Origin of the sequence: Mesorhizobium dulcispinae (assembly GCF_033977345.1) — a bacterium.
In the GTDB taxonomy this organism is placed as follows: domain Bacteria; phylum Pseudomonadota; class Alphaproteobacteria; order Rhizobiales; family Rhizobiaceae; genus Mesorhizobium; species Mesorhizobium dulcispinae.
Genome location: NZ_JAVIIY010000032.1, coordinates 1 through 23,278 on the forward strand (window position 1 = coordinate 1; position 23,278 = coordinate 23,278).

The following is a 23,278-nucleotide window of genomic DNA, read 5'->3' on the forward strand; positions in this document are numbered from 1 at the left end:
TGCCATGATCGACGTGGCCGATCGTGCCAATGTTCACATGCGGCTTGGTGCGCTCGAATTTACCTTTTGCCATGTGATGTCTCCATTCCTTGCCCGTGCGGGGCTCAAATTAAGGTCTCGTGCAACCCGCTCGAGTTACGCGTATTTCTTCTGGACTTCCTGGGCGACCGCGGTCGGAACCGGTTCGTAGTGGTCGAACTGCATCGTGTACTGGGCGCGGCCCTGCGACATCGAGCGCAGATTGTCGACGTACTTAAACATGTTGGCCAAAGGCACCATGGCGTTGATGACGACCGCCACGCCACGCGCTTCCTGACCCTGGATCTGGCCACGACGGCCGTTGAGGTCGCCGATGACGCCGCCGACATAGTCTTCCGGCGTCACGACCTCGACCTTCATGATCGGCTCCAGCAACTGCACGCCGAGCCGGGGAGCTGCTTCCTTGAAGCAGGCGCGGGACGCGATTTCGAACGCCAGCACCGAGGAGTCGACGTCGTGGAAGGCGCCGTCGATCAGGGTGGCCTTGACGCCGATCATCGGGAAGCCCGCGAACGGACCGGAGCCCATGACGCTCTGGATGCCCTTCTCGACGCCGGGGATGTATTCCTTCGGCACCGCGCCGCCGACGATCTTGGACTCGAACACGAACTCTTCGCTCTCGGTGTTCGGCTCGAACAGGATCTTGACGCGCGCGAACTGGCCGGTACCGCCGGTCTGCTTCTTGTGCGTGTAGTCCTGCTCGTGCGTGCGGGTGATCGTCTCGCGATAGGCCACCTGCGGAGCACCGACATTGGCTTCCACCTTGAACTCGCGGCGCATGCGGTCGACGATGATGTCGAGATGCAGTTCGCCCATGCCGGCGATGATGGTCTGGCCGCTTTCCTCGTCGGTCTTGACGCGGAAGGACGGATCCTCGGCCGCCAGGCGATGCAGGGCGAGGCCCATCTTCTCCTGGTCGTTCTTGGTCTTCGGCTCGATGGCGATCTGGATGACCGGATCGGGGAATTCCATGCGCTCGAGGATGACCGGGTGCAGCGGATCGCAGAGCGTGTCGCCGGTGGTCGTGTCCTTGAGGCCGGCCAGCGCCACGATGTCGCCGGCGTAGGCTTCCTCGATGTCGGCGCGCGAGTTCGCATGCATCTGCAGCATGCGGCCGATGCGCTCCTTCTTGCCCTTCACGGTGTTATCGAGCGAGGTGCCCTTGGTGAGCTTGCCCGAATAGATGCGGGCGAAGGTCAGCGAGCCGACGAACGGGTCGTTCATGATCTTGAACGCCAGCATCGACAGCGGCTCGTTGTCATCGGCATGACGCTCGATCTCGGCGTCCGTCTTGGCGTCGACGCCCTTGATGGCCGGCACGTCGATCGGCGACGGCAGGTACTCGACGACGGCGTCGAGCAGAGGCTGTACGCCCTTGTTCTTGAAGGCAGAGCCGCAGAACATCGGGAAGAACTTGACGGCGATGGTGCCCTTGCGGATCAGCGCGCGGATCTCGTCATTCGAGGGCATGTTGCCTTCGAGGTAATTCTCGAGCGCCGTCTCGTCCATCTCGACGGCGGCCTCGATCATCTTCTCGCGGTACTGCGCGGCCTTCTCCTTAAGGTCGGCCGGGATCTCGACGACGTCCCAGGCGGCGCCCAGCGTCTCGTCGCGCCAGACAAGCGCGTTCATCTCGACGAGGTCGACGACACCCTTGAACTCGGTCTCGGCGCCGATCGGCAGCTGCATGACGACGGCCTGCGCGCCGAGGCGCGAGCCGATCATTTCCACCGAGCGGTAGAAGTCGGCGCCGATCTTGTCCATCTTGTTGCAGAAGATCATGCGCGGCACATGATACTTGTCGGCCTGGCGCCATACGGTCTCGGTCTGCGGCTCGACGCCGGCGTTGGCATCGAGCAGCGCGATGGCGCCGTCGAGCACGCGCAGCGAACGCTCGACCTCGATGGTGAAGTCCACGTGTCCGGGAGTGTCGATGATGTTGAAGCGGCGCATCTTGCCGTCACGACCCTTCCAGAAGGTCGTGGTGGCAGCCGACGTGATGGTGATGCCGCGTTCCTGCTCCTGCTCCATCCAGTCCATGGTGGCAGCGCCGTCATGGACTTCGCCGATCTTGTGCGACTTGCCCGTGTAATACAGGACGCGCTCGGTCGTCGTCGTCTTGCCGGCGTCGATATGCGCCATGATACCGAAATTGCGATAGTCTTCGATTTTGTATTCGCGGGCCATGGGAGGTGCCTCTCAGTCTCGTTCGCGCTTTACCAGCGGTAGTGCGCGAAGGCGCGGTTGGCTTCTGCCATCTTGTGGGTGTCTTCACGCTTCTTGACGGCCGTGCCGCGGTTGTTGGCCGCGTCCATCAGCTCGCCCGAGAGGCGGTCGACCATCGTGGTCTCGTTGCGGTTGCGAGCGGCGGCGATCAGCCAGCGGATGGCCAGCGCCTGACGGCGCTCGGGGCGCACGTCGACCGGAACCTGGTAGGTGGCGCCGCCGACGCGACGCGAGCGCACTTCCACGTGAGGCGCGACATTGTCGAGCGCCTGGTGGAAGACGGCGACCGGCTCCTGCTTGGTCTTGGCCCGGACCTGGTCCAGCGCGCCGTAGACGATCGTCTCGGCAACCGACTTCTTGCCGTCATACATGACGGCGTTCATGAACTTGGTGACGACCAGGTCGCCGAACTTGGGGTCCGGGTTGATCTCACGCTTTTCTGCACTGTGACGACGGGACATGGCTTTTGTCTCTCAATCTCGTGGCACGGCGCAGTCAAAAAAAGCGCCGAAGCCGGAAACCCTTACTTCGGACGCTTGGCACCGTATTTCGAACGGCGCTGCTTGCGGTTCTTCACACCCTGCGTGTCGAGCACGCCGCGGATGATGTGATAGCGGACGCCCGGCAAATCCTTGACGCGGCCGCCGCGGATCATGACCACCGAGTGCTCCTGAAGGTTATGGCCTTCGCCCGGGATGTAGCCGATCACTTCGAAACCATTGGTCAGGCGGATCTTGGCCACCTTGCGCAGCGCCGAGTTCGGCTTCTTCGGCGTCGTGGTGTAGACGCGCGTGCAGACGCCCCGCTTCTGCGGGTTCTGCTGCATGGCCGGGACCTTGTTGCGCTTCACCGGCGCCAGGCGCGGCTTGCGGATCAGCTGGTTGACGGTAGGCATTAAACCCTCTTGTCTCTCAATTCCGTGTCTTGCCCTGTCAGGGCCGCTCAAAGCGTCATTTCCATACGCAAATTCGGGCAACACACCGCGCCTCGCGGTCCTGCCCGAACAAATTGCAGAGGAAGCGGAAGCCGCTTCATGCGCGCCGGAGATGTCTTTTCGCTCGTAAAACGAACCCTGTTTGAGGCAAACTCCAAGGCGCGTCGCCTCGGAAAGGCAAGTCTCACATCGGTTCTGACGTGGCGGCTTCTACTCGCAAGGCTGATATCCGTCAACCCCGGAACGGCAAATATTGCGCCCGATCCGGAGCTTGGCAGCCATGCGGAAAACGCATGTAATTTTCTTGCGTCTTTTTTCAAGAGCGGGGAAGAAAGTGACCGGCTTTCGCCTGTCATCTCGGCCGGCTTCGTGCAAAAAGGCGGGATGAACGGCAAAAACCCCCTCTTCCGGAGGAATCAGCCTGTGAACGATAATGAAGAGCGCCCGGTCACCATCATCACGGGCCGGGTTTGGCGGCGCAAGGGCGGCAAGCCGGAAGGCGTGCATGTGATGCTGGTCGCGCCCGACGATGATTCTGCCGTGCGCCGCGCGCTCGAATCGCTCGCAGCCGAAGGATTCGCGGAAGCCGAGCTGGATCAGATCGGCGACATGGAAGGCGTGCCCGACGAAGAGCCGCATCTGTCGGCCTATCAGGGCGCGCTTGAAGGTGAAGTGTCGATCGTTACCTTCGACGAACCGAGCTAATCCGCAGGCGGCCGGAACGCCTCCCATTCGCCAGCTTGCCGGGCACTTTTGTCCTGCCTAGAAGGTCTCACCCAAAATCCTCGGAGCTCCTATGACCAGCAATCCCATCAGGCTCGGTATCGTCGGCGTGGGAAAGATCGTCCGCGATCAGCACCTCCCAGCGCTCGCCAAGGACGCCAGCTATCAGCTTGCCGCCGCGGCCAGCCGGCACGGCAAGGTCGACGGCATCCCGAACTATCCGACGATCGAGGCGATGCTCGACGCCGAGCCCGGCCTGGAAGCCGTCTCGCTCTGCATGCCGCCGCAATTCCGCTATGACGCAGCGCGCACGGCGCTTGAATCAAGGAAGCACGTCTTCATGGAGAAGCCGCCGGGCGCCACCGTCAGCGAGGTCGAGGACCTGAAGGCAATTGCCGCGAAGAACGGCGTCTCGCTCTTCGCCAGCTGGCATTCGCGCTATGCGCCGGCGGTCGAGGCCGCCCGCGCCTTCCTGGCGTCTGCGAAAATCAGCTCGGCCACCATCAATTGGAAAGAGGACGTGCGCCGCTGGCACCCGAACCAGGAATGGATCTGGGCGCCGGGCGGCTTCGGTGTGTTCGATCCGGGCATCAACGCGCTGTCGATCGCCACCCACATCCTGCCACCGATGTTCATCACCTCGGCCGTGCTCGACTTCCCCGAGAACCGCGCCTCGCCGGTCGCGGCGCATGTCAGCTTCCGCACCTCGAACGGGCTGCCGGTGACGATGGAACTCGACTGGTTGCAGACCGGCCCGCAGAGCTGGGACATCCTGGCCGAGACCGACAAGGGCAAGATGGTGCTTTCGGGCGGCGGCGCAAAACTCGCCGTCGACGGCAAGGTCATCCATGACGAGCCGGAAGCGGAATACCCGATGCTCTACCAGCGTTTTGCCGAGATCGTGCGGGCCGGCGTGTCGGATGTCGACCTTGCACCGCTGCAGCACGTCGCCGATGCCTTCATGCTCGGCAAGCGCAACGTGGTCGAGCCGTTCTTCGATTGAGTTGGAGGAACTGACGCCGCGCCGCGTCAGTCCACGATCGCAATCGCAAAGCCGTCATAGCCCTTGGCGCCGACGGTCTGGATGGCGGTGCCATCCAGCCGCTTCTCGCCGCCGATCAAGGCAAACGCCGCGCGGGCGCCTTCGACATTGGCATCGCCGCTGTCCTTCTTCACGACCGCGCCGTCGCGGATCACGTTGTCGCAGACGATAACCGTCCCCGGACGCGAAAGCCGCATCGCCCAAGTGAGATAGTTCGGGTTGTTCGGCTTATCGGCGTCGATGAAGATCAGGTCGAACGGACCCGTATTCTCGCGGCTCAGTTCAGCCAGTGATTGAAGCGCCGGACCAATCCGCAGATCGACCTTGTCCGAAACCCCTGCCCGCTCGAAGTTGGAGCGCGCGACCTTGGCGTGGTGCGGGTCGAGCTCCAGCGTCACGACCTTCCCGTCGGCAGGCAATCCCCTTGCCATCCAGATAGTCGAGTAGCCGCCGAGCGTGCCGATCTCGAGCACTTTTTTCGCACCGCCAATCCGTACCAGCAGCGAAAGCAATTTGCCTTGCGCGGCAGAGACGTCGATTGCCGGCAGGCCCTGCGCGCGGTTGGCTGCAAGCACCGCGTCAAGTGCCGCATCCGCATCGAAAAGAGAGGAAACGATATAGTCGTCGACGGCCGTCCAGGTCCTGGCGCTCATGGTTCTTCCTCGTTGGTAACCGGAATGCAAAGAGGGGCCACGCGGGCCCCTTTTCTTTCTCTCGTTCCATCCGCGCTTACTGCGCGGCGTTGACCATGTTGGTCAGCATCGGCTCGGCGACCTCGACACCGGAGGCCTTGCGGCGCTCGTCGATGATGAGTTCGTCGCGCGAGGTGGCGATGCGCCGGATCTGACTCATCGTGCCGCCGGTGCCGGCCGGGATCAGACGGCCGACGATGACGTTTTCCTTCAGGCCCTGCAGCATGTCGGTCTTGCCGGCAACCGCAGCCTCGGTCAGCACCCTGGTCGTCTCCTGGAAGGAGGCGGCCGAGATGAAGGACGGCGTCTGCAGCGAGGCCTTGGTGATGCCGAGCAGCACCGGCTGGCCTTCGGCCGGCTTCTTGCCGTCCTCGATCAGCCGCTCGTTGACCTCTTCCAGCTCGATCACGTCGACGTGGTCGCCCGGAATGTAGGTCGAGTCGCCCTGCGTGGTGATCTCGACCTTCTGCAGCATCTGGCGAACGATCACCTCGATGTGCTTGTCGTTGATCGACACGCCCTGCAGACGATAGACCTCCTGGATCTCGTTGACGAGGTAGGACGCAAGCGCCTCCACGCCCTTGATCGCCAAGATGTCGTGCGGCGCCGGGTTGCCGTCGAGGATGTAGTCGCCCTTCTCGATGACGTCGCCGTCCTGCAGATGGAACGGCTTGCCCTTCGGGATCAGGTACTCGACCGGCTCCAGCGTCGAGTCATGCGGCTCGATGATGATGCGGCGCTTGTTCTTGTAGTCGCGGCCGAAGCGGACCGTGCCATCGATCTCGGCGATGATGGCGTGATCCTTCGGACGGCGAGCCTCGAACAGTTCGGCAACACGCGGCAGACCACCGGTGATGTCCTTGGTCTTGGCGCTTTCCATCGGGATACGCGCCAGCACGTCGCCCGGACGGACATGCGCGCCCGGCTCGACCGAGAGGATGGCCTCGACCGAGAGCAGGAAGCGCGCATCGCCGCCCTTCGACAGCTTGCCCACCTTGCCCTTGGCGTCCTGCACGACGATCGCCGGCTTCAGGTCGCTGCCGCGCGGCGTCGAACGCCAGTCGATGACCTCGCGCTTGGTGATGCCGGTCGACTCGTCGGCCGTCTCCTGAACGGAGATGCCGTCGACCAGATCCTCGAACGCAACCTTGCCCTCGATTTCGGTGAGGATCGGACGGGTGTAAGGATCCCACTCGGCGATGCGCTGGCCGCGCTTCACCTTGTCACCGTCGTCCACGAAGATGCGCGAGCCGTAGGCGACGCGGTGCGTGGCCCGCTCCTTGCCGGCCTCGTCGAGGATCAGAACCGCCATGTTGCGGCCCATGACCATCTGCTGGCCTTCGGAGTTGCGCACCACGTTGCGGTTGCGGATCTCGACCTTGCCCTCATAGGAGGCCTCGAGGAACGAAGAGTCCACCACCTGCGCGGTGCCGCCCATGTGGAAGGTGCGCATGGTGAGCTGGGTGCCCGGCTCGCCGATCGACTGCGCCGCGATGACGCCGACGGCCTCGCCCTGGTTGACGGGCGTGCCGCGGGCAAGATCGCGACCGTAGCAGACCGCGCAGACGCCGGTCCTGACCTCGCAGGTCAGCGCCGAGCGGATGCGGACCGACTGCACGCCGGCCTTCTCGATCTGTTCAACGTCGCGCTCGTCCATCAGCTTGCCGGCCTTGACCAGCACTTCGCCGGTGACCGGGTGGTTGATGTCGTCGAGCGCCGTGCGGCCAAGCACGCGCTGGCCGACCGAGGCGACGATCTGACCGGCATCGACGATCGGCTGCATGGTGAGGCCCTTGTCGGTGCCGCAATCCAGCGAATTGACGATGCAGTCCTGCGCCACGTCGACCAGACGGCGGGTCAGATAACCCGAATTCGCCGTCTTCAACGCGGTGTCGGCCAGACCCTTGCGGGCGCCGTGGGTCGAGTTGAAGTACTCGAGCACGGTGAGGCCTTCCTTGAAGTTCGAGATGATCGGCGTCTCGATGATCTCGCCCGAAGGCTTGGCCATCAGGCCGCGCATGCCGGCGAGCTGGCGCATCTGGGTGGGCGAACCACGCGCACCCGAATGCGACATCATGTAGATCGAGTTCATCGGCTTCTGACGGCCGTTGTCCTCGAACTCGACGGCCTTGATGCGGGCCATCATCTCGTCGGCGACCTTTTCCGAGCACTTGGCCCAGGCGTCGACCACCTTGTTATACTTCTCGCCCTGGGTGATCAGGCCATCATTGTACTGCTGCTCGTATTCCTTGGCCAAAGCCTCGGTCTCGGACACCAGCTTCAGCTTGGTGTCCGGGATCAGCATGTCGTCCTTGCCGAACGAAATGCCGGCGCGGCAGGCATGGGCGAAGCCGAGGGCCATGATGCGGTCGCAGAAGATGACCGTCTCCTTCTGACCGCAGTGGCGGTAGACGGTGTCGATCATCTTGGAGATGTTCTTCTTGGTCATCTCCTGGTTGGCGATGTCGTACGGCACGTTGACGTTCTTCGGCAGAAGCTCGCCGATGATCATGCGGCCAGGCGTGGTGTCGTAGATCTTCGACACCGTCTTGCCTTCGGCGTCGACCGTGCGGAAGCGGCCCTTGATCTTGGCGTGCAGCGTCACGGCCTTGGTCTCCAGCGCATGCTGGAGCTCGCCCATGTCGGCGAACACCATGCCCTCGCCCGGCTCGTTCTGGTTGACGATCGACAGATAGTACAGACCGAGAACCATGTCCTGCGACGGCACGATGATCGGCGCGCCGGAAGCCGGGTGCAGGATGTTGTTGGTCGACATCATCAGCACGCGGGCTTCGAGCTGCGCTTCCAGCGACAGCGGCACGTGGACCGCCATCTGGTCACCGTCGAAGTCGGCGTTGAAGGCCGTGCAGACCAGCGGATGCAGCTGGATCGCCTTGCCTTCGATCAGGATCGGCTCGAACGCCTGGATGCCGAGGCGGTGCAGCGTCGGCGCGCGGTTAAGCAGCACGGGGTGCTCGCGGATGACCTCGTCGAGGATATCCCAAACCTCCGGACGCTCCTTCTCGACCAGCTTCTTCGCCTGCTTGACGGTCGAGGAGAAGCCCTTGGCGTCGAGGCGGGCGTAGATGAAGGGCTTGAACAGTTCCAGCGCCATCTTCTTCGGCAGGCCGCACTGATGCAGCTTGAGCTCCGGACCGGTCACGATGACCGAGCGGCCGGAATAGTCGACGCGCTTGCCGAGCAGGTTCTGGCGGAACCGGCCCTGCTTGCCCTTCAGCATGTCGGACAGCGACTTCAGCGGGCGCTTGTTGGCGCCGGTGATGACGCGGCCGCGGCGGCCGTTGTCGAACAGCGCGTCGACGGCCTCCTGCAGCATGCGCTTTTCGTTGCGCACGATGATGCCCGGCGCGCGCAGCTCGATCAGCCGCTTCAAACGATTGTTGCGGTTGATGACCCGGCGATAGAGGTCGTTGAGATCCGACGTGGCGAAGCGGCCGCCGTCCAGCGGGACCAGCGGGCGCAGGTCCGGCGGGATCACCGGAACCACCTTCATGATCATCCATTCCGGACGGTTGCCGGATTCCATGAAGTTCTCGACGACCTTGAGCCGCTTCAGGAGCTTCTTCTGCTTGAGCTCGGACGAGGTCGAAGCCAGCTCCGAACGCAGGTCGCCGGCGATCTTCTCCAGGTCCATGCCGGCAAGCAGGTCGTGGATGGCTTCGGCGCCGATCATGGCGGTGAAGGAATCCTCGCCATACTCGTCGACGGCCAGCATGTACTCTTCCTCGCTGAGCAGCTGGTGCTCCTTCAGCGCGGTGAGGCCAGGCTCGGTGACGATATAGTTCTCGAAGTAGAGGACGCGCTCGATATCCTTCAGCGTCATGTCGAGCAGCGTGCCGATACGCGAGGGCAGCGACTTCAGGAACCAGATGTGGGCGACGGGCGCGGCGAGCTCGATATGGCCCATGCGCTCGCGGCGGACGCGCGACAGCGTGACTTCGACGCCGCACTTCTCGCAGATGACGCCCTTGTACTTCATGCGCTTGTACTTGCCGCACAGGCACTCGTAGTCCTTGATCGGACCAAAAATGCGCGCGCAGAACAGACCGTCACGCTCCGGCTTGAAGGTGCGGTAGTTGATGGTCTCCGGCTTTTTGATCTCACCGAACGACCAGGACAGAATCTTCTCAGGGCTGGCGAGCGAGATCCGGATGGAATCGAACACCTGCGCAGGCGCCTGGGGGTTGAAGAGATTCATGACCTCTTGGTTCATGCCGTTCTCCTTTTCGGGGTCCTCGAAAACCCCTTGCATCGAGCGCGGGCCGAATGCCCGCAGACTGGCCGGCCTGACCGGCCGAGAATTTGAGGGGCGCGCCGCATGGTTTCGCGGCGCGCCATTGCCTTATTCGGCCGCGTCGGGCAGCCGGACAGGAGCGTCTTCGAACTTGGTGTTCTCCAGTTCGACATTGAGGCCGAGAGAGCGCATTTCCTTGACGAGAACGTTGAAGCTCTCGGGGATGCCGGCCTCGAACGTGTCGTCGCCTCTGACGATCGCTTCGTAGACTTTGGTGCGGCCGGCGACATCGTCCGACTTCACCGTCAGCATTTCCTGCAGCGTGTAGGCGGCGCCATAAGCTTCCAGCGCCCAGACCTCCATTTCGCCGAAGCGCTGGCCGCCGAACTGCGCCTTGCCGCCCAGCGGCTGCTGGGTGACGAGCGAGTACGGACCGATCGAGCGCGCGTGGATCTTGTCGTCCACCAGGTGGTGAAGCTTGAGCATATAGATGTAGCCCATCGTCACTTTGCGATCGAACGGCTCGCCGGTGCGGCCGTCATAGAGCTGCGACTGACCGCTGGTGTGCAGGCCAGCCTGCTCCAGCATGGTGTTGATGTCGGCCTCGTGCGCGCCGTCGAACACCGGGGTCGCGATGGAGACGCCGCGGCGCATCTGCTCGCTCAGGCGAATGATGCTCTCGTCGTCATACTCGCGGATCGGCTCGTTGCGGTCGTTGGCGGGCATGAAGCTTTCCAGCGTCTTGCGCAACGGCTTGATGTCGCCGCCACCCTTGTAGGCGTCGATCAGCTCGCCGATCTTCCTGCCCATGCCTGCGCAGGCCCAGCCCAGATGCGTTTCCAGGATCTGGCCGACATTCATGCGGCTCGGCACACCCAGCGGGTTGAGCACGATATCGGCATGCGTGCCGTCCTCGAGGAAAGGCATGTCCTCGACCGGAACGATGCGCGACACGACACCCTTGTTGCCGTGACGGCCGGCCATCTTGTCGCCCGGCTGCATCTTGCGCTTCACCGCCACGAAGACCTTGACCATCTTCATGACGCCCGGAGGCATTTCGTCGCCGCGCTGCACCTTCTCGACCTTGTCCATGAAGCGCTGCTCGAGCGCCTTCTTGGAATCGTCGTACTGGCCGCGCAGCGCTTCCAGCTCGCTCTGGAGCTTTTCGTTTTCCACCGCGAACTGCCACCACTGCGAGCGCGGATACTCGTCGAGCGTGTCCTTCGACAGCTTCGAGCCCTTCTTGAAGCCCTTCGGCCCGGCGATCGCTTCCTTGCCGACGAGCATGTCGGACAGGCGCGAATAGACGTTGCGGTCGAGGATCGCCTGCTCGTCGTCGCGGTCCTTGGCCAAACGCTCGATCTCCTCGCGCTCGATCGCCATGGCGCGCTCGTCCTTCTCGACGCCGTGGCGGTTGAAGACGCGCACTTCGACGACCGTGCCGAAGGTGCCCGGAGGCATGCGCATGGAGGTGTCGCGAACGTCCGAGGCCTTCTCGCCGAAGATGGCGCGCAGCAGCTTTTCTTCCGGCGTCATCGGGCTTTCGCCCTTCGGCGTGATCTTGCCGACCAGGATGTCGCCCGGCTGAACTTCCGCGCCGATATAGACGATGCCGGCCTCATCGAGGTTCTTCAGCGCTTCTTCCGAGACGTTCGGAATGTCGCGCGTGATTTCCTCCGGTCCGAGCTTGGTGTCGCGGGCCATGACTTCGAACTCCTCGATGTGGATCGAGGTGAAGACGTCGTCGGCCACGATGCGCTCGGAGAGCAGGATCGAGTCCTCGTAGTTGTAGCCGTTCCACGGCATGAACGCGACCAGCACGTTGCGGCCGAGCGCCAGATCGCCGAGCTCGGTCGACGGACCGTCGGCGATGATGTCGCCCTTGTTCACCCGATCGCCGACACGCACCAGCGGACGCTGGTTGATGCAGGTGTTCTGGTTCGAACGCTGGAACTTCATCAGCCGGTAGATGTCGACGCCGGACTTGCCCGGGTCGAGATCTTCCGTGGCGCGGATGACGATACGGGTGGCGTCCACCTGGTCGACCACGCCGCCGCGGCGGGCGCCGATGGCGGCGCCCGAGTCACGGGCGACGACCGGCTCCATGCCGGTGCCGACGAACGGCGCCTCTGCGCGCACCAGCGGCACGGCCTGACGCTGCATGTTCGAGCCCATCAGCGCGCGGTTGGCGTCGTCGTTCTCGAGGAACGGGATGAGGGCCGCGGCCACCGACACCATCTGCTTCGGCGACACGTCCATCAGGTCGACGTTCTCGCGCGGCGCCATCATCACCTCGCCGGCGTTGCGGCAGATGACGAACTCGTCGACGAAGCTGCCGCTCTTGTCGAGCTCGGCATTGGCCTGCGCGACATGGTGCTTGGCCTCTTCCATCGCCGACAGATAGACGACTTCATTGGTCAGCTTGCCGTTGACGATCTTGCGGTACGGGCTCTCGATGAAGCCGTACTTGTTGACGCGCGCGAAAGTGGCCAGCGAGTTGATCAGACCGATATTCGGGCCTTCCGGAGTCTCGATCGGGCAGATGCGGCCGTAATGCGTCGGGTGCACGTCGCGCACCTCGAAGCCGGCGCGCTCGCGGGTCAGACCGCCCGGTCCAAGGGCCGACAGGCGGCGCTTGTGGGTGATCTCCGACAGCGGATTGGTCTGGTCCATGAACTGCGACAGCTGCGAGGAGCCGAAGAACTCGCGCACGGCGGCGGCCGCCGGCTTGGCGTTGATCAGGTCCTGCGGCATGACCGTGTCGATCTCGATCGAGGACATGCGCTCCTTGATCGCGCGCTCCATGCGCAGCAGGCCGACGCGGTACTGGTTCTCCATCAGCTCGCCGACCGAGCGCACGCGGCGGTTGCCGAGATTGTCGATGTCGTCGATCTCGCCCTTGCCGTCGCGCAGCTCCACCAGCGTCTTGACCACGGCCAGGATGTCTTCCTTGCGCAGCACGCGCACGGTGTCCTCGGCCTTGAGCTCGAGGCGCATGTTCATCTTGACGCGGCCGACGGCCGACAGGTCGTAGCGCTCGCTGTCGAAGAACAGCGAGTTGAACATGGCTTCGGCGGTCTCGAGCGTCGGCGGCTCGCCCGGACGCATGACGCGGTAGATATCGAACAGCGCGTCCTGGCGGCTCTCGTTCTTGTCGACGGCTAAAGTGTTGCGGATGTAGGCGCCGACATTGACGTGGTCGATGTCGAGGATCTGGATCTCGTCCTCGCCGGTACCGAGCAGCACCTTCAGCGTCTTGTCGTCGATCTCGTCGCCGGCCTCGAGGAAGATCTCGCCGGTGGCGTAGTTGACGATGTCCTCGGCCAGGTAGTTGCCGAGCAGGTCCTCGTCGGTCGCCTTGATCGCCTTGAGGCCCTTCTCGCCGAGCTGGCGGGCCTGGCGGGCGGTGATCTTCTTGCCGGCCTCGACGACGATCTCGCCCGTGTCCGCGTCGACCAGGTCGCCGACGGCCTTCAGGCCGCGGAAACGCTCGACGTTGAACGGGATGCGCCAGTGGTCGCCGGCGCGCTTGTAGGTGATCTTGTTGTAGAACGTCGACAGAATCTCCTCGCCGTCCATGCCGAGCGCCATCAGAAGCGACGTCACCGGAATCTTGCGGCGGCGGTCGATGCGGGCGTGCACGACGTCCTTGGAGTCGAACTCGATGTCGAGCCACGAGCCGCGGTAGGGGATGACGCGCGCGGCAAACAGAAGCTTGCCCGACGAGTGCGACTTGCCCTTGTCATGGTCGAAGAAGACGCCCGGCGAGCGGTGCATCTGCGAGACGATGACGCGCTCGGTGCCGTTGACGATGAAGGTGCCGTTCGACGTCATGAGCGGCATGTCGCCCATATAGACGTCCTGCTCCTTGATGTCCTTGATCGACTTCGCGCCGGTATCCTCGTCGATATCGAACACGATGAGGCGCAGCGTCACCTTCAGCGGCGCGGCATAGGTCAGGTCGCGCTGACGGCATTCGTCAACGTCGAATTTCGGTCCTTCGAACTCATACTTCACGAATTCCAGCATCGAGGAGCCGGAAAAATCGGAGATCGGGAAGACCGACTTGAAAACGGCCTGCAGTCCCTCGTCAGGACGCCCGCCCTTGGGCTCGTCCACCATCAGGAACTGGTCATAAGATGCCTTCTGAACCTCGATTAGGTTCGGCATCTCCGCAACTTCCGGGATCTTTCCGAAGAACTTGCGTACGCGTCTGCGGCCATTGAAAGTCTGGGTCTGGGCCATCGTCGCTCCTTAGCTCAAAACTCGGGACGAACCTCGCCGCGGTTCGCCTTGCACCAACGGGCCGCCTCGCCGGCTGCCCCTGTCTGTTTTTCCGGCTGCCTTCCAATTGCTTGGCGGCTGCCGGTTAAAACGGGAGAAAACCCGTTTCCTGAAGGCCGCTTCCGGCCCTCAGGAAAGAGGTTTTCAAACGTCTCGCGCAACGAAGCCTCCCTTCGTCAAGGGAGGGGGCGGACGGCGCGAGCCGCCCGCCCTCGGCCGTAAGGCTTACTTCAGCTCGACCTTGGCGCCAGCTGCTTCCAGCTGAGCCTTGAACTTGTCGGCGTCGGCCTTGGAAACGCCTTCCTTGACCGGCTTCGGAGCCGCTTCGACCAGGTCCTTGGCTTCCTTGAGGCCAAGGCCGGTGATGGCGCGGACTTCCTTGATGACGTTGATCTTCTGAGCGCCGGCGTCGGCGAGAACGACGTCGAATTCCGTCTTCTCTTCAGCCGGGGCAGCAGCAGCGGCAGCGCCACCGCCAGCGGCGGCAACCGCCACCGGAGCAGCGGCCGAAACGCCCCACTTCTCTTCCAGGAGCTTCGACAGCTCGGCCGCCTCGAGGACGGTCAGCTTCGAAAGGTCGTCTACGATCTTTGCCAGATCAGCCATTTTGATATTCCTTTACTTGGTTCGAACGTGTGTTGTTGACAGCGAGGAACGGCCTCATGCCGCCTCGTCCTTCCGGGCGTAAGCGCCGATGACGCGCGCGACCGAAGCCGCGGGCGCATTGACGATCTGGGCGATCCGGGTTGCCGGCGTGGCGATCATGCCAACCAGCTTGGCGCGCAGCTCGTCGAGCGACGGCATCGTGGCGAGTGCCTTGACACCGTCGGCGTTGAGCGAGGTCGAGCCCATCGCGCCACCGAGAATGATCAGCTTGTCATTCCCTTTGGCGAACTCGGACGCGATCTTCGGCGCCGCAACCGGATCCTCCGAATAAGCGATCAGCGTCTGTCCCTTGAACAGATCGACGATCGATGCGGAGTCCGTGCCCTGAAGAGCGATCTTGGCGAGACGGTTCTTCGCGACTTTGACGGTGCCACCGGCGGCGCGCATCTTCGACCGAAGGTCGTTCATTTGCGCGACGGTGATACCGGCGTAGTGGGCCACGACGACTGAACCCGCGTTCGAGAACGCTTCGTTCAGGCCCGTGACGAGTTCGCGTTTTTCCGCTCTGTCCACTGCCTATCTCCAGTTGACCCCTGCCCCATTCTCGAGGTCAGAAGTCGGGTTGCCTTTTGCCGGCCGGGCCATCCAATAACGGATCTCCCGAACGGCGCTCGAGGATCCTGCCCCCTTTCGCCACACCTACGGCAAAGCCGGCGATGCGCTGACAAAAGGCAAACACGGTTCGAACCTTTCATTGGAGCTTGTCGCTCCTTTGTCGGGTCTTCACCCGTCTCATGCAGGCCCATACGAATTAAGGCTTTTGGGCCGCCTGCAATCTCGGACAGGATATCCGGAAACCTTTCGGCCTCCGGGTTACCGGGCCGCCGACGGATCGGCGGTCCGGAATTCTTGTTTGCTGGAGCATGATCTTTTCCGAAAACCGGTTCCCACTTTTCGGGATCATGCTCTAGCGACCGGCCTGAAGCCGGTCAGGCGACACTTACGACGCGGCGAGCGTCGCGATGTCGAGCTTGAGGCCGGGGCCCATCGTCGAGGTGACCGACACCTTCTTGACGTAGTTGCCCTTGGCGCCGGCGGGCTTTGCCTTGTTCACCGCATCGGCGAAGGCCCGCACATTCTCTTCCAGCGCCTTGACGTCGAACGAGACCTTGCCGACGCCGGCCTGGACGATGCCGGCCTTCTCGACGCGGAACTCGACGGCGCCGCCCTTCGAAGCCTTGACCGCAGCCGCGACATCGGGGGTCACGGTGCCGACCTTCGGGTTCGGCATCATGCCGCGCGGGCCGAGCACCTTACCCAGGCGTCCGACCAGCGGCATCATGTCCGGGGTGGCGATGCAGCGATCGAAATCGATCGTGCCCTTCTGGACGATGTCGACCAGGTCCTCGGCGCCAACGATATCGGCGCCGGCCGCCTTGGCTTCCTCGGCCTTGTCGCCGCGCGCGAACACGGCAACCCGCACCGAGCGACCGGTGCCGTTCGGCAGGTTGACCACGCCGCGGACCATCTGGTCGGCATGGCGCGGATCGACGCCGAGGTTCATCGAAATCTCGACGGTCTCGTCGAACTTCACCGTGGACCGGTCCTTGAGCAGCTGCAGCGCCTCGGAGAGCGCATAGGCCTTGTTCGGATCGATGCCTTCGCGGCTCTTGGCAACACGCTTTGCAATCTTTGCCATGATCTTAGCCCACCACTTCCAGGCCCATCGAGCGGGCGGAGCCCTCGACCATGCGCATGGCCGCCTCGACGTCGTTTGCGTTCAGGTCCTTCATCTTCTGCTCGGCGATCTGGCGCACCTTGTCGCGCGAGATCGTGCCGGCCTTGACCTTGCCCGGCTCCTTCGAGCCCGACTTCAGATTGGCGGCCTTCTTCAGGAAGTAGCTCACCGGCGGCGTCTTCATGACGAAGGTGAACGACTTGTCCTGGTAGTAGGTGATGACGACCGGGATCGGCGAGCCCTTCTCCAGCTCCTGGGTCTGCGCGTTGAACGCCTTGCAGAACTCCATGATGTTGATGCCGCGCTGACCAAGCGCCGGGCCGATCGGGGGCGACGGCGTGGCCGAGCCCGCGGCAACCTGGAGCTTGAGCTGGCCTGCAACTTTCTTAGCCATCTCTATTCCTGCCTTTTCTCATGCCGGGAAACACCGGCGGGTTGCAGTCTGGTGGTGCGGTTCCAGCGGCCGGCTAAACCGTTTTCGCCTCCCACCCGTTCAAGGCAACGCTTTACTTCGCGCCGCCAGCCCCTTTTGCCTGTTGGCTGAGGGACGTTCGGATCAGCCTTTTTCGACCTGTCCGAATTCCAGATCGACGGGCACCGCGCGCCCGAAGATCGAAACTTCCACCTTGAGGCGCGCCCGCTCCTCGTCCACTTCCTGGACGAAGCCGTTGAAGGACGCGAACGGACCGTCCGAAACGCGGATAGCCTCGCCGATCTCGAAGGTGACCGAGGGCTTCGGCCGCTCGACGCCTTCCTGCACCTGGTTCAGGATGCGCTGCGCCTCGGTTTCGGTGATCGGCACCGGCTTGGAGTCGCCCAGGAAGCCGGTGACCTTCGGCGTGTTCTTGACCAGAGAGAAAACGGCGTCCGTCAGGTTGGCCTTCAGGAGCACATAGCCCGGGAAGAACTTGCGCTCGGCATCGACCTTGCGGCCACGGCGGATCTCGACGACCTTCTCGGTCGGCACCACGATCTGCTCGATCTCGCCCGACAGGCCCTTCTGCTTGGCCTTGTTCTCGATGTCCTCGGCGACCTTCTTCTCGAAGTTCGAATAAGCGTGGACGATGTACCACCGCGCAGTCATTTCACGACCTCTCCGTAATCGCCGAACTTAATGTCCGAGGCCCAGAATCGCCTCGATCGCATAGCCCATGGCTATGTCGGCGGCGAAGAAGAAGATCATGGCGATGACCGCGAACACCAGGACCATCACCGTCGAGATCATGGTCTCGCGACGCGAGGGCCATGTCACCTTGGCCGTCTCCCCGCGAACCTGCTGGAGAAAGGTGAAAGGGTTTGTGGTTTTCGAAGCCATGTGCCGCCTGTCTTCAAGACCCGTTGGCCGGGTCTCCTGGATGATCCCGCTGGCCGGGACGTGCCGCCTGGGTTCCATGCCGACGCCGAATCAGCGCTACCATTTCGCCCACGCAAATCAGACGCGTAAAGCCGGCTTCCCAGCTCCACGCGTCGCGTGTCTGTTCAGTCTACATAAAACCGATTCTTGGTCCACGCAAGTGGCAAGTGTTCCGCTTTATGTTCGAGCGCCGCCTCGGAACCATCCAGTCGTCCCGTCCCGGCTATGCGGGCCTTATGCCCCAGATTTCCCTATATGGCAAGCCATCCGCCGGTTTTCAACGGCGTGGGGCCCTGATCCTCGATCCGCCATGTAAGGAATGGCACGGGCAGCAGGGCTCGAACCTACGACCTGCGGTTTTGGAGACCGCCGCTCTACCAACTGAGCTATGCCCGTATACGGGCGCTGCTATTTCACAAAGCCGATGAGAACTCAAGTGCCCTTTTGAGGCGTGTCGACCGGAAGCGGCAATCGCTGCCATCCGAGCCACAAGGCCCAGGTGCAAATCGCGAGCTCAAGTCCAAAAGTCCAATGCAGAACGAAGCTCAGGACCCAGTTCCCGTAGCTGGCCGGAACCGCCACGAGCTCAAAGGGATGATGACTGAACGGCGCCAGCCACATGATCGGCGATGCCACAGTGTCGAGCGCCATATGCAGCATGGTTCCGGCAAAGAAGACGGCGATCGACGGCAGATGCGGTGAATAGAGCAACCGACCGACCGACAGGCTTGCCGCTCCGATCGCCGCCCAGAACAACGGCCAATGCGTGATGTAGGCGTGATGGTGGGTGCGACCGCCATCGATCAGGCGAAAATAGAGCATGTCAATGTCCGGGATGACGCTGCCGAGCATCGCGGCGGCCACAATGCCCGGCGCTTCCCGCCAGCGTTTTCGCGCTAGTCTTCCCAGAATATAGCCCGACGGGAGATGGGCGATCAGCATGCAAGGTGGTCTCACATTGATGCGCCGACCGTGCCGCCTCTTTGCGGCGTCATCTTTTCGGAATTTTGCAGAAACCCAGCATCTTCCGCTACGACTTCCCAGCCGGCGGCTTATACGGCCCGCCCGGCACGCCCCAGCCCCAGGCGGGCATCGGCTCCGTCTCCGGGTCGCAGGTCTCACCGAGATTGGAATTCATCTTGGCCAGTCGCGATCCCCATTCGACATAGCCCATGAAGGCGGAACGAAATTCGGGATCGTCAGGCAGGCCGACCTCGTCCGCCGCGTCGGCCAGGAGATTGATCCAGCGCCGCCGCTGCTCTTCCGTCAGATGCTTGCCGAGATGATGCATGACCATCTCGCGGTGGCCGCCATGCTTTTCGCTATAGGTCTTCGGTCCACCGAAGACCTCACCGATGAAGGCGGCGACATGCGCCGGATGATCCGGCGACATATGCCTGAACACCGGGCCGACGATCGGATCCAGAGCCACCTTGTCGTAGAAGGTCTGCGTCAGCCGGTTGAGCGCCTCGCCGCCGCCGGCCCACTCGAACAAAGTCGGGATGTCTTCGCTCATTGCCGGTCCTCCTTCATCGGTGGCGCGGAAGGATAGCGGCAAGATCGGAGCCGCCTCAACCTACCTCCATGGCCAGTGCGAGCATGGCGCCGAATGGCGCGCTAGAGCTTGGCGGGAGCCTCCGCCTGGGCATTGGCGGACGGCAGAACCCGGCAGTTATCGGGCTTGGGCGACGATTTGCAGATGGTGGCGCCGGTCAGCGCGTCCACCGACTGGCGGCCGGTGGTGAGCCCGAACTCCGCCAACTCGTCCTGGCTGAGTTCCCTGTGCTTGGCATATTGGGCGGATTGCATTGCGACGAACAAGCCCGAGCCGATCGCCATCTCCTCGAGGTAGGCCCTCACCTTGTCCTCCATGCCCATGGCATGCACGAGGAAATGCGCATCGGCACCCACGAAGCGCTTGGAACCACCGGCTATCATCACCGCACAGGCAGCGTCGCATTCGGCGCCGGCTTCGACGGTGAGGCCGCTATGGGGGCCGTCGCTGGCAATGCACCCTGCCGCGCCGGGATCGCAATCGAGAAAATCCGTCCGGGCGACCGCGACATCCAATCTGCGCTCGCGGATCAGCCGGCCGGCGGCGAGCGCGCCCTGTATGTCGCCACCCGGTGAGTTGACTACGAGCGGCAGCCTGCGTCCGCCGATCGTGTCCAGCAGCTCGCGCAGCCTGTCGGGCGTGGTCGCAACAATCGTTCCCTCGGCCGCGATCCATTCCGGGCAATCGGGATCGCAGAGCGGATTGCTGCCGCGAACGAGGACGAAGCGCATCTCCTGTTCCTGCCTTGAAGGCGACGCAGCCTCCGTCGGCTGGCTGGAAGCCGGCTTGGCCGCGACCGTCGCCACCTCGACCGGTTTGGCCTTGCCATTGGCCGGTATCTCGCGGCAGCTCGCTGGCACCGGATCGCGCCGACATATGGTTGCTTCGGTCATCAGCTCCAGCGAATCGAGGCTGGTGACGAGCTTCATCTCCAGCATGTCGTCGGGCTCGATCTGCCGTATATCGCTTGCCGGCGTCGCCTTCATCACGTCAAGCACGCCCTGCCCGATGCCCATTTCCTTCAGATAGCCGGACAGCCGCTTCTCGACCGCCTTGCTCATCTCATAGGTCTTGTAGCTGCCGGCGTTCTTGCGGCTGACAACCTTGGTGCTGAGGACCTTCTTCTTGCCGTTCACAATCTTGTAGGTGGTGCGGTAAAGCAGCTTTTCCCGGTGGTATGTCGTGGTGATCTGGTGGACGCCGAGATAGGCCCATTCGCCCACAACGCGGCGAACACCGCCGGCAAACATCAGCGGACAGGCCGAGTTGCACATGGCGCCGCTGTCATAGGCGATGCCGAGATAAGGCGCGGCCTTGCTGTCATCGTCGCGGCAGTTCTTCATCTGCGGCGAGCAGCCGGAAAACTCTGTCGTGCCCACCGCAATGTCGAGATTGTTCTTGCGGATCATGCGGCCGAGCTGAAGCGCGGCGTCGACATTGCCGCCAGGAGAATTGACGACGATCGGCAATTGCCGGCCGCCGAGCGCCTTCAAAAGGCGCTTGAACAGCGCCGGCGTGCCGGCCTCGATGGTGCCTTCCGCCGAAATCCACTCGGGGCAATTGGGCTCGCAGCCCGGCGCGCTGCTGCGCACGACGGCAAAGCGCATCGGCGGGCCGAGATCGGGCGCCTCGTCCTTGGCCTCCACGGCGAAGCTGGCCAGGCCGACCGCGACGGCCAGCCCCAGACGGATGAGCCCGCGCCACCACCGGATGCTGTCTGAACGGTGAACCAAGCTTGCAAAGCCCCCCACGGGTAGAACCCATACTAGTTGCGGCGAGGCCGCTTGCAACAGAATTGAAAGAGCGGCGCGACACCAACCTGCCGGCTGCATCGGCTCATGCGGCAACGCTAAAGTTTTGGCGATGTCTTTGCCTGGGCGTTGGCGGCCGGCGGAAGCCGGCAGTTGTCCGGCTTAGGTGAAGATCTGCAAATAGCGGGGCCAGTCAGCGCTGCCGCCGATTCCGGCCCGGTCGCCAGTCCGACTTTAAGCATCATGTCTGGTTCGAGCTGACGCTCGACCGAGCTCTGGTCTATCGCGGCGAACAGGCCCGGGTTGATCGCCATCTCGTCCAGATAGGCTTTAACGATCCGCTTCTGCCCCATCGAGTACATGCTGAGCCGCGCCTTGGGATCGACCAGCCGTCTGGCGCCGCCGGCAAGCACGAGTGCGCAGGCTGAATCGCACTCCACTCCAAACTGGCTTATCAGCCCGACATAGGCACCGTTGTCGTCCAGGCAACCTGCCCCGGGCGGGTTGCAGCCCAAGATATTGGTGCGGGCGACGACAACATCGAGCTTGCGTTCATGGATAAGCCGCCCCGTTGCCAAAGCGCTGAACAAGTCGCCGCCTCGCGAACTGATGACAACAGGAAGCCGCGGGTTGCCGAGCGCGGCGAGCAGTTGGCGAAGCTTTTGCGGAGTTTGAGGCGTGATCGCGCCTTCCGCCGAGATCCATTCCGGGCAGTCGGGGTCGCAGAGCGGATCGCTGCCGCGAACGACCACGAAGCGCATCTCCGGCGCCGCGTTTCCTGCCGCTCCTTGGAACGGCACGGCAGTCGGGGCTTTAGCCGGCTGGGAAATTGGGGCCTCAGCCTGTTGGGGAGGCGGTGGCTTTGGCGTTGTCACCGAGGCCGGCCGGGTATTCTCCGATATTTCCCGGCAATTCGGAGCCGGTTTGTCCCCCATGCACAGGATTACGCCGGTAAACAGCTCCACGGTGTCCGTGCTGGTTGCCAGCTTCATCGTCAGCATATCGTGGAGGGTGATCTGCTGAATGTCGCTCGCCGGCGTCGCCTTCATTTTGTCGAGGACGCCCTGCCCCACGCCCATCTCCCTAAGATAGGCCGAGATTTTCCGCGCGAACCCCTTGCTCATCTCATAAGTTTTATAACTTTTGCCTTCGGTGACGGTCTCCGTGGTCACCTGATACCTTTTGCCCCGGATGGTTTGATAGGTGGTTCGAAAATGCCTTGTGGAGGGAAACCAAGTGGTGGTGATCTGATGAACACCCAGATAAGCCCAGCCACCGGCTACGCGGCGAACGCCGCCCGCAAACATCAGGGGACATGCCGAGTTGCACATGGCGCCGCCATCAGACGCCACGCCGAAATAGGCAGCGCCCCTACCGAAGCTGGCTCCGCAACCCTCCGTCCCCGGCCAACAATCGGAAAACTCGGTCTTGCCGATTGCGATGTCGAGCCCGTTCTTGCGTATGATGCGACCGAGCTGAAGTGCGGCGTCGACATCGCCGCCCGGGGAATTGACGATGATCGGCAGTTTGCGAGTGCCGAGCTTTTTCAGCACCCGCTTGAGCAGAGCCGGCGTGCCGGCGGTGATGGCGCCTTCCGCTGAAATCCATTCCGGACAGTTGGTCTTACAGCCGACTGCACTGCTGCGGGCAAAGATGAACCGCATGTCCGAAAAGCCATCGGAAGACGGATCGTGCCAAATGGTATCGGGCCATGTCTGTAAGACGTCATCGGCCTTTGCAGCGAAGGCCACCGCCACCATAGCAAGCACCGGCACCAGGCGAACCAGTACGCGAAACCGCCTTGATATGCAGTTTAAATGATGCCCCGAAATCATGCTTGGCGAAGCCCCCCTGCCACAACCGATAATAGTTTTGGTAGAGGCGCTTGCAATAGCTTTTAAACAACCCTGCAAAAGTTGTTCCGCACGGAGCCAGTAAACGAAAAAAGGGCGGCCCGAAGGCCGCCCTTTCCTTGTCGAACCGGCGACAGCCGGGCCGATTATTCCTTGATGGTGACGACGATGCCGGCACCGACGGTGCGGCCGCCTTCACGGATGGCGAAGCGCAGCTTCTCTTCCA

General features: G+C 63.0%; 19 protein-coding genes, 1 tRNA gene and 1 pseudogene. 2 read left to right on the top strand and 19 right to left on the bottom strand.

Translation table 11 applies throughout. From position 1 onward, the window contains the following. From RFN30_RS31205 to rpsL, 4 genes and pseudogenes are all read right to left on the bottom strand, one after another. A pseudogene (locus tag RFN30_RS31205) lies at window positions 1-73 on the bottom strand (GTP-binding protein); the annotation flags it as partial. Window positions 74-135: 62 nt separating this feature from the next. Then, on the bottom strand, window positions 136-2,226 hold the full coding sequence (gene fusA / locus RFN30_RS31210; RefSeq protein ID WP_112131444.1) for an elongation factor G: 2,091 nt from the start codon (window positions 2,224-2,226) through the stop codon (window positions 136-138). Window positions 2,227-2,255: 29 nt separating this feature from the next. Further along, window positions 2,256-2,726, bottom strand: coding sequence for a 30S ribosomal protein S7 (gene rpsG / locus RFN30_RS31215; RefSeq protein WP_320265831.1), 471 nt, complete (start codon window positions 2,724-2,726; stop codon window positions 2,256-2,258). Between the two features lie 62 nt (window positions 2,727-2,788). Then, a complete protein-coding gene (gene rpsL / locus RFN30_RS31220) occupies window positions 2,789-3,160 on the bottom strand; it encodes a 30S ribosomal protein S12 (protein WP_006202128.1) in 372 nt (123 codons plus the stop codon). A gap of 462 nt (window positions 3,161-3,622) precedes the next feature. On the opposite strand from rpsL, the gene RFN30_RS31225 reads away from it, so the two are divergent. Both RFN30_RS31225 and RFN30_RS31230 read left to right on the top strand, forming a co-directional pair. Further along, the gene (locus tag RFN30_RS31225) at window positions 3,623-3,904 is read left to right on the top strand and encodes a transcriptional regulator (RefSeq protein WP_320265841.1); all 282 of its coding nucleotides are present in this window, start codon (window positions 3,623-3,625) and stop codon (window positions 3,902-3,904) included. A 91-nt stretch (window positions 3,905-3,995) separates the two neighbouring features. Next, the gene (locus RFN30_RS31230) at window positions 3,996-4,925 is read left to right on the top strand and encodes a Gfo/Idh/MocA family protein (RefSeq protein WP_320265832.1); all 930 of its coding nucleotides are present in this window, start codon (window positions 3,996-3,998) and stop codon (window positions 4,923-4,925) included. A gap of 26 nt (window positions 4,926-4,951) precedes the next feature. On the opposite strand, the gene RFN30_RS31235 is transcribed toward RFN30_RS31230, so the two are convergent. From RFN30_RS31235 to RFN30_RS31305, 15 genes are all read right to left on the bottom strand, one after another. Beyond that, window positions 4,952-5,617: an O-methyltransferase gene (locus RFN30_RS31235; RefSeq protein ID WP_320265833.1), complete on the bottom strand. Its 666-nt coding sequence runs from the start codon at window positions 5,615-5,617 to the stop codon at window positions 4,952-4,954. 76 nt (window positions 5,618-5,693) lie between these two features. Continuing rightward, window positions 5,694-9,890: a DNA-directed RNA polymerase subunit beta' gene (gene rpoC, locus RFN30_RS31240; RefSeq protein WP_320265834.1), complete on the bottom strand. Its 4,197-nt coding sequence runs from the start codon at window positions 9,888-9,890 to the stop codon at window positions 5,694-5,696. 129 nt (window positions 9,891-10,019) lie between these two features. Next, window positions 10,020-14,156 (bottom strand): DNA-directed RNA polymerase subunit beta, encoded by a 4,137-nt coding sequence (gene rpoB, locus RFN30_RS31245; RefSeq protein ID WP_320265835.1) that lies wholly within the window; start codon window positions 14,154-14,156, stop codon window positions 10,020-10,022. Between the two features lie 264 nt (window positions 14,157-14,420). Beyond that, window positions 14,421-14,801 carry a 50S ribosomal protein L7/L12 gene (gene rplL / locus RFN30_RS31250; RefSeq protein ID WP_066989581.1) on the bottom strand — a complete coding sequence of 127 codons (381 nt, stop codon included), beginning with the start codon at window positions 14,799-14,801 and terminating at the stop codon, window positions 14,421-14,423. A gap of 54 nt (window positions 14,802-14,855) precedes the next feature. Continuing rightward, window positions 14,856-15,374 carry a 50S ribosomal protein L10 gene (gene rplJ / locus RFN30_RS31255; protein WP_066989579.1) on the bottom strand — a complete coding sequence of 173 codons (519 nt, stop codon included), beginning with the start codon at window positions 15,372-15,374 and terminating at the stop codon, window positions 14,856-14,858. Between the two features lie 427 nt (window positions 15,375-15,801). After that, window positions 15,802-16,500, bottom strand: a complete 699-nt coding sequence (gene rplA, locus RFN30_RS31260) for a 50S ribosomal protein L1 (RefSeq protein WP_320265836.1) — start codon at window positions 16,498-16,500, stop codon at window positions 15,802-15,804. A 4-nt stretch (window positions 16,501-16,504) separates the two neighbouring features. After that, window positions 16,505-16,933 carry a 50S ribosomal protein L11 gene (rplK, locus tag RFN30_RS31265; RefSeq protein ID WP_059189557.1) on the bottom strand — a complete coding sequence of 143 codons (429 nt, stop codon included), beginning with the start codon at window positions 16,931-16,933 and terminating at the stop codon, window positions 16,505-16,507. Window positions 16,934-17,095: 162 nt separating this feature from the next. Then, the gene (gene nusG / locus RFN30_RS31270; protein ID WP_059189556.1) at window positions 17,096-17,623 is read right to left on the bottom strand and encodes a transcription termination/antitermination protein NusG; all 528 of its coding nucleotides are present in this window, start codon (window positions 17,621-17,623) and stop codon (window positions 17,096-17,098) included. A gap of 27 nt (window positions 17,624-17,650) precedes the next feature. After that, the gene (secE, locus tag RFN30_RS31275) at window positions 17,651-17,854 is read right to left on the bottom strand and encodes a preprotein translocase subunit SecE (RefSeq protein ID WP_320265837.1); all 204 of its coding nucleotides are present in this window, start codon (window positions 17,852-17,854) and stop codon (window positions 17,651-17,653) included. A gap of 359 nt (window positions 17,855-18,213) precedes the next feature. After that, window positions 18,214-18,289, bottom strand: a tRNA-Trp gene (locus RFN30_RS31280). Between the two features lie 36 nt (window positions 18,290-18,325). Then, the gene (locus tag RFN30_RS31285) at window positions 18,326-18,835 is read right to left on the bottom strand and encodes a metal-dependent hydrolase (RefSeq protein ID WP_320265838.1); all 510 of its coding nucleotides are present in this window, start codon (window positions 18,833-18,835) and stop codon (window positions 18,326-18,328) included. 88 nt (window positions 18,836-18,923) lie between these two features. After that, on the bottom strand, window positions 18,924-19,409 hold the full coding sequence (locus RFN30_RS31290; protein ID WP_320265839.1) for a group II truncated hemoglobin: 486 nt from the start codon (window positions 19,407-19,409) through the stop codon (window positions 18,924-18,926). Window positions 19,410-19,510: 101 nt separating this feature from the next. Beyond that, window positions 19,511-21,055 carry a COG3904 family protein gene (locus RFN30_RS31295; RefSeq protein WP_320265842.1) on the bottom strand — a complete coding sequence of 515 codons (1,545 nt, stop codon included), beginning with the start codon at window positions 21,053-21,055 and terminating at the stop codon, window positions 19,511-19,513. Between the two features lie 242 nt (window positions 21,056-21,297). After that, window positions 21,298-22,959 (bottom strand): COG3904 family protein, encoded by a 1,662-nt coding sequence (locus RFN30_RS31300; protein ID WP_320265840.1) that lies wholly within the window; start codon window positions 22,957-22,959, stop codon window positions 21,298-21,300. A 239-nt stretch (window positions 22,960-23,198) separates the two neighbouring features. Further along, window positions 23,199-23,278, bottom strand: an 80-nt coding sequence (locus RFN30_RS31305) for an EF-Tu C-terminal domain-related protein (RefSeq protein WP_023796029.1), incomplete at its 5' end; no start/stop codon positions are given.